Below are 12,012 nucleotides of genomic sequence, written 5' to 3' on the forward strand. Positions count from 1 at the left end.
CGATGAGCCGGATCTACGACATCACCCAGACCCTGCATGCCGGACTTCCCGTCTGGCCCGGCGATACGGCCTTTGTGCGCGAGGACAGCTGGGTCATCGGGCCGGATTGCCCGGTCAAGGTCTCGCGTCTGACCCTGTCGACCCACTCCGGCAGCCATGCCGACGCTCCGGAGCATTACCACAAGGCCGGCAGCGATATCGCCGGCGTCGATCTGGCGCCCTATCTGGGCCCCTGCGTGCTGGTCACGGCCAAAGGGAGCGGCCCGGCCGTCCGGCCTGAGGATGTCGACCTTGATGCACTCAAGGGCGCCAAACGGGTTCTCATCCGGACCTATAAGGAATTCCCGCATACCGCCTGGGACAGTGATTTTCGCGCCATTTCACCGGAACTGATTGAGGCCTTGGGGCGCCAGGGCTGTTTGCTGATCGGCACCGATGCCGCCTCGCTCGATCCTGAAACCTCGAAAACCCTCGACGCCCACCATGCGGTGCGGCGCCATGATATGCGTATCCTGGAAGGGCTGGTGTTGGACGGCGTGCCGGATGGCCGTTTCGAACTCATTGCCCTGCCCCTGCCGATTGCCGATGCGGATGCTTCACCGGTCCGCGCGATTTTGAGAGACCTGCCCGATGACGCCTGACCAGATTGCCGATCTCGATCGCAATGATCCGCTTGCCGGTTTCCGGGAGCGTTTTGATCTGCCCGAAGGCGTGATCTATCTCGATGGCAATTCACTCGGCGCCCTGCCCAAGGCCACCGCTGAGCGGGTTGCGGCCGTGGTGCAGGAACAGTGGGGCGCAGACCTGATCCGGTCCTGGAATACCCATAACTGGATCGGCGCACCGCGCCGGCTCGGTGACAAGATCGCCCGGTTGATCGGGGCCAATCCCGGCGAAGTGATCTGCGCCGATTCCACTTCAGTGAATGTCTTCAAGGCACTGAGCGCCTGTCTTCAATTGACACCTGAGCGGTCGATAATCCTCTCGGAAACCGGAAATTTCCCGACCGACGCCTATATGATGGAAGGCTTGGCGCATCTCACCTCCGGTCGCGTGGAGCAAAAGCTCGTCGCCAGCGAGACCATAGCCGCTCATCTTGATGAAACGGTCGCCGCGCTCCTGCTGACCCACACCCACTACAAGACCGGGCGCTTGCACGACATGGCCGCGCTCACGGCCAAGGCCCAGGCGGCGGGCATTCCGGTGATCTGGGACCTGTCCCACTCGGCCGGCGCCCTGCCCGTGGACCTCAATGGCTGCAATGCCGATTTCGCCGTCGGCTGCGGCTATAAATATCTCAATGGCGGGCCCGGCGCCCCGGCCTTCCTGTTCGCGGCCGCGCGCCATCATGACAAGGTCTTCCCGGCCCTGTCCGGCTGGCTCGGCCACAAAGCCCCCTTTGCCTTTTCAGATCATTATGAGCCGGGCACCGGGATTGACCGTTTCCAGTGCGGCACGCCGGGCATTCTCGGTATGGCAGCTCTGGAGAGCGGGCTCGACCTCATGCTCGAAGCCGACATGCAAGCCATCCGGGCCAAGTCGCAGGCGCTGGGCGACCTCTTCATCGCGCTGATCGAAGCGCGCTGTCCTCAGTTCGAGCTGGTCACCCCGCGGGATTGCAGAGCGCGGGGAAGCCAGGTCTCGATCGCCCACGATCAGGGCTATGCCATCATGCAGGCGCTGATTGATCGCGGCGTGATTGGTGATTTCCGGGCACCGGACATTTTGCGCTTCGGCTTCACCCCGCTCTACACCCGCTATCGTGATGTCGCCGATGCGGTCGACATCTTGGCTGACATCATGGACCAGGACAGCTGGACGGCCCCGCAATATGCCGTTCGTGCTGCTGTAACCTGATCTATCGTGACCTGACCAGCCGTGACCTGAAAAGGAGTTTCCCGTGCTTCCTGTGACCACAGACCTTCGCGACGATTGCCTTGTCATCACGGTCAACCATCCGCCCGTCAATGCGCTGTCTCACGCTGTGCGGGCCGGCCTCGTCGAGGCCCTCGCAACCGCGCGCGACGGCATGCGCGCTGCCATTATTATCTGTGCCGGCCGCACCTTCTTTTCCGGGGCGGACATCTCCGAGTTCGGCAAGCCACCGCAAGCGCCGTCACTGCCGGACGTGCTCGCCGCTATCGAAGACTGCCCGATCCCCGTGATCGCCGCCATTCACGGCCAGGCCCTGGGTGGTGGCTTTGAAGTCGCGCTGAGTTGTGATTTCCGGGTTATGGAGGCCAAGGCCAAGGTGGGCCTGCCCGAGGTCAATCTCGGTCTCATTCCGGGCGCCGGAGGGACGCAGCGGACGCCGCGCCTGGGCGGTCTGGATATTGCCCTGCAGCTGGCTTTGAGCGGCAAGCCGATCCCGGCCCGACTGGCGGTTGAGAAGGGCCTCGCCGACATGATCTGCCAGAATGACCTGCTCGCTGATGCCCTCGCCTTCTCCCACCGCGGTGACCTTGCCAAGCGTCGCGTCCGCGACATGCCGGCACCGGATATGGACGAGACAGTGTTTGAGCGCTGGAAAAGCCATGCCGCAAAGCGCCAGCGCGGCCAGAACGCGCCTCAGGCCATTCTCGAGGCGGTCGAGGCGGCCACGGCTCTTCCCTTCGACGAAGGCCTCGCCAAGGAACGCGAACTGTTCAGCGGTCTCGTCGGCGGCGCTCAGTCCCGGGCGATGCGCCATCTTTTCTTCGCCGAACGCCTGTCCGGCAAGCTGGCCAGCCCGGTTCATGCCGAGCCCAAGACCATCAACACGATCGGCGTGGTCGGAGCTGGTACGATGGGCGTAGGCATTGCCGCCTCGGCGCTCGCGGGCGGTTACACTGTGGCCTTGTTTGACGCGAATCCCGACGCGCTGGCCAATGGCCGCGGGCGGATTGACGGCATCATCAAGGGCGACGCCAAGAAGGGCCGGATCTCACCGGCAGAAGCGGACGATCGGCACAAGCGCCTGAGCGTGCTTGAGGACTGGTCCGGTTATGCGAGCTGCGACCTGATCATTGAAGCCGTGTTCGAGGACATGGATGTCAAGAATGAGGTGCTGGCCAAGATCGATGCCGTTGCGCGGCCTGATGCCCTGATCGCTTCCAACACTTCCTACCTCGACATAGACGCGCTGGCCGCCAGCATCTCCAACCCCGAACGCGTGCTCGGCCTGCACTTCTTCAGCCCGGCACACATCATGCGCTTGCTGGAGATCGTGCGTGGCGCGCAAACAAGCGACGAAGCCCTGACCACGGCCCTCGCTCTGGCCAAGCGGATGCGCAAGGTGGGCGTGGTGTCCGGTGTCTGTCACGGCTTTATCGGCAACCGCATGCTCAGCGGCTATGGCCGCGAAGCCGGTCTGTTGCTGCTAGAAGGAGCCTCACCGCAGGAGATCGACAAGGCCCTGCTCGATTTCGGCATGCCGATGGGCCCGTTTGCCATGGGCGACATGGCCGGGCTGGATATAGGCTATATGAACCGCAAGAAACTCGACCCGGCCCTGTTCGAGGAACGCGCATCACGGGTGCACGACCGGCTGGTGGAAGCCGGCTGCAAGGGACAAAAAACCGGCTCGGGTTTTTACACCTACGACCCTGAAACGCGGGCCGCATCGCCCAATCCCCTCGCTGACGAGATCATCGAACAAGTCCGCGCCGAAGCGCAGGTCACGCCGCGCTCGATCAGCGCCGAGGAAATCGTCGAACGGTGTATTTTCGCCCTGATCAATGAAGGCGCCCAGCTGCTTGGCGAAGGCATCGCCCAGCGTGGCAGTGATGTCGATGTCGTCTATGCCAACGGCTATGGCTTCCCGCGCTATCGCGGCGGCCCGTTCTGCTATGCCGACGAGATCGGACTGGATCATGTGCTGGCGCGGATCGAAGCCTTCGGCCAGTCCAATCCGCGATGGTGGACACCGGCACCCCTGCTGCAAACACTGGCTGAGAACGGCGGCCGATTGGGCACTTACACTCCGGAGTAAAAGCCCCCCTAGAACAGGCCTTGCCTCGTCGCGCCCAATTAGTTTAAGTCTAAAATAATAGCGGGAGGATGGCCATGAAGATAGCGTGCCTCGGCGGCGGCCCGGCCGGCCTCTACTTCGCGATTTCGATGAAGCTTCGCGATCCCGATTGCGAGATTGATGTCTATGAGCGCAACCGGCCCGGCGACACATTTGGCTGGGGCGTGGTCTTTTCCGATCAGACCATGGAAAACCTGGCCGGCAACGACCCGGTCAGCGCCAAGGCCATCGGTGACAGCCTCGCCCACTGGGACGATATCGAGGTTCATTTCAAGGGCACAGCCGAGCGCTCCGGTGGTCACGGGTTTTGCGGGATCGGCCGCAAACACCTGCTCAACATCCTGCAGGACCGGGCGCGGCAGCTCGGTGTCGGGCTGAATTTCGAGACCGAGATCGACACCGACCTCTCCCGCTTTTCCGATGCCGACATGATCGTGGCCTCCGATGGGCTCAACTCGAAGATCCGTACGGCTTTCAGCGACACTTTCAAGCCAGACATCGAAACGCGTACCAATAAATTTGTCTGGCTCGGCACGAACAAGGTCTTCGAGGCCTTCACCTTCATTTTCACCGAGACCGAACATGGCTGGGTCTGGGCCCACGCCTACCGGTTTGATGACGACACCTCGACTTTTATTGTCGAGTGCGCGCCGGAAACCTGGGACAAGCTGGGCTTTGCCGGGATGGACCAGGACGAAACCTGCCGCGCCTGCGAGGCTCTGTTCGCCGATTGGCTGGACGGCCACGACCTGATGTCCAATGCGCGGCACTTGCGCGGATCGGCCTGGCTCAATTTTCCCCGGGTGCTGTGCGAGACCTGGGTGCATGAGAATGTGGTCCTGCTGGGCGATGCCGCCCACACCGCACACTTTTCCATCGGGTCCGGCACCAAGCTGGCCTTCGAAGATGCCATCATGCTGGCAGAAGTCCTGACCGCCACGGACAAGCCGGTTCAACAAGGCCTTGAGGACTATCAGGAAGCGCGCAAGGTCGAGGTTCTCAAACTGCAAAGCGCCGCGCGCAATTCCACCGAATGGTTTGAAAACCTCGATCGCTATCTCGGCTTTGAACCGAAACAATTTGCCTATTCGCTGCTGACCCGGTCGCAGCGCATCAGCCATGAAAATCTGCGCCAGCGCGATCCGGATTGGCTGGACGATGTCGAGCGCTGGTTCTGCGGCCAGGAGCGCGCCCGCCCGCCAATGTTCGCCCCGTTTGAAATGCGCGACATGCGGCTGGAAAACCGCGTCGTTGTCTCGCCCATGTGCATGTATTCGGCCGAAGATGGTCTTCCCGGCGCTTTCCACAAGATACATTATGGTGCCCGGGCGATGGGCGGTGCCGGGCTGGTCTATACGGAAATGACCGATGTCAGCCGCGACGGACGCATCACGCCGGGCTGTGCCGGGCTCTATAATGACGATCATGTCGCGGCCTGGCGGGAGATCACCGATTTCGCGCACGCTAATTCCGATGCGAAAATGGCGATCCAGCTCTCCCATGCCGGCCGCAAAGGCTCCACCAAGGTGGGCTGGGAAGGCTATGACATGCCGCTTGAGGACGGCAATTGGCCCATAATCGGTCCATCTCCCCTCGCCTGGGACGCTGCCAACCAGATCCCCGCGGAGATGAGCCGGGCCGATATGGATGCGGTCAAAGCCGATTTTGTCGCCGCGACCGAACGCGCCATTGCGGCCGGGTTCGACATGGTGGAGCTGCATTGTGCCCACGGCTATCTGCTGTCGAGCTTCCTGACGCCGGTCTCCAATCAGCGCGATGATGAATATGGCGGCGACCTCAACGCCCGCCTCACCTATCCGCTGGAAGTGTTTGAAGCGATGCGGGCAATATGGCCGGCCGACAAACCCATGGCGGTGCGGATTTCAGCCACCGATTGGCTTGGCGATGACGGCCTGACCGGTGAGGACAGTGTACGGATCGCGCAGGCCTTCAACGAGGCCGGGGCCGATCTCATCGATGTCTCCGCCGGCCAGACCAGCCCGCGCGCCCGGCCCGTTTATGGCCGCATGTTCCAGACGCCGTTTTCCGACCAAATCCGCAACCACACCGGCTGCGCGACCATGGCGGTAGGAAATATTTTCGAACCGGACCACGTCAATTCCATTCTCGCCGCCGGCCGGGCCGATCTCGTGGCCCTTGCCCGTCCGCACCTGGCCGATCCGAACTGGACCCTGCGCGCCGCCGCCGAGCTCGGCTATCGCGGTGTGCGTATCCCGCCGCAATACGAGGCGGGGTTTGACCAACTCGCGCGCAATCTTCAGCGCGCCCAGCAAATGGAGCTGAAGGCATGACCATGCTGCAAGGCCGTCGGGCCGTCATTACCGGTGGGGGTACCGGGATCGGCCTCGCCTGCGCCCGTGATCTCGCCCAGCACGGGGCCGAGGTCATTCTTATGGCCCGCAATCTGGACCGGTTGCAGGCGGCGGCGGCCGAGATTGAAGGCGCCAGTGCGATCCAGCTCGATGTGACCGATGATGCCAGTGTCGCGGACGCCTTCAAGAGCGCCCAGGCCGGCGGGCCAGTGGACATCTTGATCAATAATGCGGGGATCGCTGCGGCCTCGGCCTTTCATAAGACGAGCATGGAGGAATGGCGCCGCATCCAGGCGGTGAATGTTGAAGGCCTGGTGCGCTGCTCGCTCGCCGTGATCGACGATATGCGCAAGTCGGACTTTGCCCGCATCGTCAATATCGCCTCCATCGCGGGGCTGCGTGGCGGCGCCTATATCAGCCCCTATGTGGCGTCCAAGCATGCGGTCGTCGGGCTGACCAAGTCCTTGTCGCTGGAATACGCCCACACCCAGCTGACGGTGAACGCGATCTGCCCGGGCTATGTCGACACCGCCATCGTGGACAACTCCGTCGCCAATATCATGGCCAAGACCGGCCGCTCCCGCGACGAGGCGTTGGCCGAGCTGACCAAGAATAATCCCCAGGGCCGCCTGATCGCGCCGGAAGAGGTCGCCGAGGCTGTGAGCTGGTTGTGCTCGCCATTGTCGGCCTCGGTGTCCGGGCAGGCGATCATGGTGTCAGGCGGCGCCATCTGATGCCGGAGGCGGCTGCTCATACCGGCGATCGCGAAGCGGTCCGGCTCTGGCTGCAAATCTACCAGACAGCCGGCCTGATCGAGCAGCGCATCCGCTCCCGCCTGACCCAGGAATTCGGGGTCAGCCTGGCCCGCTTTGACCTGCTGGCCGCGCTGGTCCGCGAGGACAAGCCGATGACGATGGGCGCCCTTTCCCGTCGCTTGTTGGTCAGCAATGGCAATGTCACCGGGCTGATCTCGCGCCTTGTCGATGACGGCCTGGTGACCCGCACCGCCGATCCTGACGATCGCCGCATCATGATTATCGAGCTGACCGCCAAGGGACAGCGGGATTTTGACGAAATGGCCAGCGCCCATGCGTCGTGGCTGAACGAGTTCATCGGCGCCGCAGACCCGGAGCTGACGCACCGATTACGAGACGATCTTGGCGCTCTGCGCCGGCACATGAATCCGACTGAGGACCGAACACCCGATGCAAGCTGAGACCTACAAGCCGGAACACTTCCTGTGGTCCTTCGACGACGGGATTGCCACCATCACCCTGAACCGGCCCGATCGCAAAAACCCGCTCACCTTCGAGAGCTATGCCGAGCTGCGCGATCTTTATCGCGACCTGGTCTATTGCCGTGAGGTCAAGGCGATCATCCTCAGCGGAGCCGGCGGCAATTTTTCCTCCGGTGGTGATGTGCACGACATTATCGGCCCGCTGGTCGAAATGGACATGCCGCAATTGCTCGACTTCACGCGCATGACCGGCGATCTGGTCAAAGCCATGCGGGCCTGCCCGCAACCGATCATCGCCGCCATTGACGGCGTCTGCGTTGGTGCCGGCGCGATCATGGCGATGGCGTCGGATCTGCGTATCGCCACGCCGCAAGCCAAGACCGCCTTCCTGTTCAACCGTGTCGGCCTGGCCGGTTGCGATATGGGCGCGTGCGCCATTCTCCCGCGCATTATCGGTCAGGGGCGCGCCTCCGAATTATTGTTTTTCGGCCGCTCGATGAGCGCACAGGAAGGACATGATTGGGGCTTTTTCAACGCCGTGGTGGCACCCGAAGCGCTCCACGATCACGCAAAAACATGGGCGAAACGCATCCGGTCCGGGCCCAATTTCGCCAATGCCATGACCAAGAACCAGCTCAATATGGAGTGGGATATGAGCCTCGATGCCGCCATCGAAGCTGAAGCCCAGGCCCAGGCCATCTGCATGCAGACCCGCGATTTCGAGCGCGCCTATCAGGCCTTTGTGGCCAAGGAAAAACCTGTGTTTGAGGGCGATTAGACCATGGACAGCAGCTTCCTCAACTGGCCGTTTTTTACCCCGGATCACCGCAGCCTGGCGGAGCAGGTGCGTTCCTTTGCTGCCGACACGTTCGGTGAAACCGGGTTTGAGCATCATGGCGATATTGACGAGGAATGCGCCGACATCCGCCGTCAGCTCGGCGCCCAGGGTCTGACACGTTATTGTATTCCCGAGGAATTTGGCGGCCACCACAATCAGCTCGATGTCCGCTCGCTATGCCTCATCCGCGAAACCCTGGCCTACCGGTCCGGGCTGGCAGATTTCGTTTTCGCCATGCAGGGCCTGGGCTCAGGGGCGATCAGCCTGTTCGGCGCGCCCGAGCAGAAAGCACGCTACCTGCCCGGGGTCGGAAGCGGCGATCTGTGCGCCGCCTTTGCACTAACCGAACCGGAGGCGGGATCCGATGTCGCCGCCATCGCCACGCAGGCACGGCTTGAAGGCGGGGACTGGGTCATTGAGGGCGAGAAAACCTATATCTCCAACGGCGGTATCGCCGATCTCTACGTCCTGTTTGCCCGCAGCGAGGACGTTCCCGGCGCCCGCGGCCTCTCCGCCTTTATCATTGAAGCCAATGACCCTGGACTGGACGTGGTTGAGCGCATCGACACGATTGCACCCCATCCTCTGGCCCGTTTGCGCTTTAACAAAATGCGGATCCCCGCTGACCGGCTCATCGGTGAACGCGGTCAGGGTTTCAAGATTGCCATGGCGACGCTGGATGTCTTCCGGTCTACCGTCGGGGCCGCCTCGCTGGGCTTTGCCCGCCGCGCGCTCGACGAGGCGACCAGACGAGCCCAGACGCGTGAGCTGTTCGGGTCCAGCCTCGCGGACCTGCCAGGCGTCCAGACCCAGCTGGCGGAAATGGCGCTCGATATCGATACCAGCGCGCTTTTGATCTACCGGGCCGGATGGGCCAAGGATAGCGGCGCGGCACGGATTACCCGTGAAGCTGCCATGGCCAAGCTCCACGCCACGGAGACAGCCCAGCACGGTATCGACAAAGCGGTTCAGATTTTTGGCGGTCTGGGGGTGACCAAGGGATCGGTCCCCGAAGCCCTGTACCGGGAAGTGCGCGCATTGCGCATTTATGAAGGCGCCTCGGAGGTGCAAAAGCTGGTCATAGCCCGTCAGCATTTGGCGGGGGCGCGATAGTGTTCGTTTCACGCCGCCAGATCCGCTTTGCCGATGTCGACCCGGCCGGGATCGTCTTCTATCCGCGCTATTTCGAAATGATCAATGCGACGGTCGAGGACTGGTTCGAGCACATCGGCTATGGCTTCGGGCAGATGATCCGGCGCGATGGCTATGGCGTGCCGCTGGCCACGATAGAAGTCGACTTCAAGCGTCCCAGCGAGCTTGATGACTGGCTCGATTTCACCCTCGACGTGACGGCCATGGGCGGCAGTTCAATTCAGGCCGCGATCACCGCCCGCTGCAAGGATGAGATCCGCCTGATCGCCAGGCCAGTGCTGGTCTTCGTCAAGCTTGAGGCGACCCGTCCGGTTCGCATTCCCGACGCTCTACGCCAGAAAATCGAAGCCTACCAGCGAGGTCAGTCATGAAGCGCTTGCAGCCCCCGAACTGGCCCCGCCCGAAGGGCTATTCCAACGGCATCGTGGCGGAGGGCAAACTGGTCTTCACCGCCGGTCAAATCGGTTGGGATGAAAACGAACACCTGGTGTCCGACGATTTTTCTGAGCAGTTCGAACAGGTCCTGCGCAACACGCTGGCGGTGCTTGCGGAAGCCGGGGCCGAGCCGGAACACATTGTGCGTATGACCGGATTTGTGACCGACAAGGCTGAGTATCTCGGCTCCCTGCGCGCCATCGGTGCGATCTGGAAGCAGCTGATCGGACCGCACTATCCGGTCATGGCCTTCGTTGAGGTCAGCGCCCTGATCGAAGACCGGGCCAAGGTCGAAATTGAGACCACAGCGGTCATACCGCATTGAACCATCGCTTCGTCGCAGCCATCGGGGAGGATGTCATGACGATGATCGAAAGCGGCCACACAGACAGTTTCACGCGGGATCATCTCCCGCCGGCGGAGCACTGGCCAGTTTTCCGTTTTGACCTGCCAGAGCTGAACTATCCGGACCGCCTCAATGCAGGCGCGGAACTGCTCGACGCCGCCGTCAGGAAGGGGTTTGGCGACAAACCGGCGATCATTACGCCGACGCGCCAGATCAGCTATAGGGCCCTGCTGGATCAAGCCAACCGGATTGCCAACTATCTCACCGGAGTGATGGGGGTGGTACCGGGCAACCGGGTTCTGCTGCACGGCTTCAACTCTATCGAACTGTCGGCGGCATGGTTCGCGGTCATCAAGTGCGGCGCCGTCGCGGTGACGACCATGCCGATGCTGCGGGCCGCCGAGCTGAGCAAGATCACCCGTAAGGCCGAGGTTGAGTTCGCGCTTTGCGATAGCCGGCTGAAAGGCGTGGTCGAAGAGGCTGCGTCGGAGACCGGCAAGCTGAACCGGATATCCGCCTGGGGCGAAGGCGGAGATCTCGAGAATGCCCTGCCCGGTTTGTCCCGATCATTCACCAATGCAGACACGGCACGCGATGACATCGCCCTGCTGGCCTGCACGTCCGGTACGACGGGCGAACCCAAAGCCTGCGCCCATTTTCACTCCGCCATCCTGGCCATGGCAGATACATTCGCCAGGTACACGCTGGAGCCCGAACAAGACGAGATCTATACCGGCACCCCGCCGCTTGCCTTCACCTTCGGGCTGGGGGCTTTCCTCGTGTTTCCCGCCCGTTTCGGTCTGACCGTGGCCCTGCCGGAGCGCCCCGGTTTCGAGGCTTTGTGCGAGACCATTGAGGCGTGCAAGGCCACCACCGTATTCACCGCCCCGACCGGTTACCGCGCGATGATGGTGCTCTGGGGTGATTATGATCTCACTTCGCTGCGCAAAGCCGTCTCGGCGGGGGAACACCTGCCTGAAGCCACGTCCAACGCCTTCCATGAACGCACGGGTTTGCGCCTGATCGACGGTATTGGAGCCACGGAGATGATCCACATCTTCATCTCTGCCGCCGGCGCAGCCATCCGCCCCGGGGCAACCGGACAGGCGGTCCCCGGATATCGCGCCTGCCTGATCGACACGGCCGGCAAACCGGTTTCGCAGGGCGAGATCGGCCGCCTCGCCCTGCAAGGCCCGACCGGATGCCTTTATCTCGATGATGAGCGCCAGGGGGTTTACGTGCAGGACGGCTGGAACCTGACCGGCGATCTCTATCGCTGCGATGAAGACGGCTATTACTGGTATGTCTCTCGCGCCGACGACCTGATCGTCTCCTCCGGATACAATATCGCCGGACCGGAAGTGGAAGAAGCGCTGCTAAGCCATGACGCTGTGAGCGAAGCCGCGGTCATCGGCGTTCCTGACGCAGAACGCGGCGCCATCGTCAAAGCCTTTATCGTCCTGGCCGAGGGACGCAAGGCAACGACCGATCTGGTGACCGCGCTGCAAACCCATGTGAAGTCGATGATTGCGCCCTATAAATATCCGCGCGACATCGAGTTTATCGACGCTTTGCCCAAGACTCAGACGGGTAAGATTCAGCGTTTCAAACTGCGCCGGGAAACGATAAGTCTGCAGGACTGATCCGGCTAAAGGAGTGCGA

The 12,012-nt window shown here is 62.4% G+C and carries 11 protein-coding genes; all 11 read left to right on the forward strand.

Annotated features, from left to right (window positions below; genetic code table 11):
* The first annotated feature begins 2 nt into the window (after window positions 1-2).
* Window positions 3-641 carry an arylformamidase gene (kynB, locus tag Q1V57_RS09145; RefSeq protein ID WP_300529857.1) on the forward strand — a complete coding sequence of 213 codons (639 nt, stop codon included), beginning with the start codon at window positions 3-5 and terminating at the stop codon, window positions 639-641.
* Window positions 631-1,857: a kynureninase gene (gene kynU, locus Q1V57_RS09150; RefSeq protein WP_300529859.1), complete on the forward strand. Its 1,227-nt coding sequence runs from the start codon at window positions 631-633 to the stop codon at window positions 1,855-1,857. Before kynB ends, kynU begins: the two co-directional genes overlap by 11 nt.
* 43 nt (window positions 1,858-1,900) lie before the next feature.
* A complete protein-coding gene (locus tag Q1V57_RS09155) occupies window positions 1,901-3,970 on the forward strand; it encodes a 3-hydroxyacyl-CoA dehydrogenase NAD-binding domain-containing protein (RefSeq protein ID WP_300529861.1) in 2,070 nt (689 codons plus the stop codon).
* A gap of 74 nt (window positions 3,971-4,044) precedes the next feature.
* On the forward strand, window positions 4,045-6,321 hold the full coding sequence (locus Q1V57_RS09160; protein WP_300529862.1) for a bifunctional salicylyl-CoA 5-hydroxylase/oxidoreductase: 2,277 nt from the start codon (window positions 4,045-4,047) through the stop codon (window positions 6,319-6,321).
* Complete coding sequence (locus Q1V57_RS09165) at window positions 6,318-7,076, forward strand: SDR family oxidoreductase (protein ID WP_300529864.1); 759 nt, start codon at window positions 6,318-6,320, stop codon at window positions 7,074-7,076. The genes Q1V57_RS09160 and Q1V57_RS09165 overlap by 4 nt, the downstream gene beginning before the upstream one ends.
* Window positions 7,076-7,558 carry a MarR family transcriptional regulator gene (locus Q1V57_RS09170; RefSeq protein ID WP_300529865.1) on the forward strand — a complete coding sequence of 161 codons (483 nt, stop codon included), beginning with the start codon at window positions 7,076-7,078 and terminating at the stop codon, window positions 7,556-7,558. Before Q1V57_RS09165 ends, Q1V57_RS09170 begins: the two co-directional genes overlap by 1 nt.
* Window positions 7,548-8,357 (forward strand): enoyl-CoA hydratase family protein, encoded by an 810-nt coding sequence (locus Q1V57_RS09175; protein ID WP_300529867.1) that lies wholly within the window; start codon window positions 7,548-7,550, stop codon window positions 8,355-8,357. The genes Q1V57_RS09170 and Q1V57_RS09175 overlap by 11 nt, the downstream gene beginning before the upstream one ends.
* Before the next feature lie 3 nt (window positions 8,358-8,360).
* Entirely contained in the window at window positions 8,361-9,530 is a 1,170-nt protein-coding gene (locus Q1V57_RS09180; protein ID WP_300529869.1) for an acyl-CoA dehydrogenase family protein, read from the forward strand.
* Window positions 9,530-9,940 carry a thioesterase family protein gene (locus Q1V57_RS09185; RefSeq protein ID WP_300529871.1) on the forward strand — a complete coding sequence of 137 codons (411 nt, stop codon included), beginning with the start codon at window positions 9,530-9,532 and terminating at the stop codon, window positions 9,938-9,940. The genes Q1V57_RS09180 and Q1V57_RS09185 overlap by 1 nt, the downstream gene beginning before the upstream one ends.
* Window positions 9,937-10,329, forward strand: a complete 393-nt coding sequence (locus Q1V57_RS09190) for a RidA family protein (protein ID WP_300529873.1) — start codon at window positions 9,937-9,939, stop codon at window positions 10,327-10,329. Before Q1V57_RS09185 ends, Q1V57_RS09190 begins: the two co-directional genes overlap by 4 nt.
* A 35-nt stretch (window positions 10,330-10,364) precedes the next feature.
* Window positions 10,365-11,993 carry an AMP-binding protein gene (locus tag Q1V57_RS09195; protein ID WP_300529875.1) on the forward strand — a complete coding sequence of 543 codons (1,629 nt, stop codon included), beginning with the start codon at window positions 10,365-10,367 and terminating at the stop codon, window positions 11,991-11,993.
* Window positions 11,994-12,012: the final 19 nt, after the last annotated feature.

Source organism: Maricaulis sp., assembly GCF_030149425.1.
GTDB lineage: Bacteria > Pseudomonadota > Alphaproteobacteria > Caulobacterales > Maricaulaceae > Maricaulis.

Coding starts and splice junctions, on each gene's coding strand:
- kynB (WP_300529857.1), top strand. CDS start 3: ATGAGCCGGATCTACGACATCACCCAGACCCTGCATGCCGGACTTCCC.
- kynU (WP_300529859.1), top strand. CDS start 631: ATGACGCCTGACCAGATTGCCGATCTCGATCGCAATGATCCGCTTGCC.
- Q1V57_RS09160 (WP_300529862.1), top strand. CDS start 4,045: ATGAAGATAGCGTGCCTCGGCGGCGGCCCGGCCGGCCTCTACTTCGCG.
- Q1V57_RS09165 (WP_300529864.1), top strand. CDS start 6,318: ATGACCATGCTGCAAGGCCGTCGGGCCGTCATTACCGGTGGGGGTACC.
- Q1V57_RS09170 (WP_300529865.1), top strand. CDS start 7,076: ATGCCGGAGGCGGCTGCTCATACCGGCGATCGCGAAGCGGTCCGGCTC.
- Q1V57_RS09175 (WP_300529867.1), top strand. CDS start 7,548: ATGCAAGCTGAGACCTACAAGCCGGAACACTTCCTGTGGTCCTTCGAC.
- Q1V57_RS09180 (WP_300529869.1), top strand. CDS start 8,361: ATGGACAGCAGCTTCCTCAACTGGCCGTTTTTTACCCCGGATCACCGC.
- Q1V57_RS09190 (WP_300529873.1), top strand. CDS start 9,937: ATGAAGCGCTTGCAGCCCCCGAACTGGCCCCGCCCGAAGGGCTATTCC.
- Q1V57_RS09195 (WP_300529875.1), top strand. CDS start 10,365: ATGACGATGATCGAAAGCGGCCACACAGACAGTTTCACGCGGGATCAT.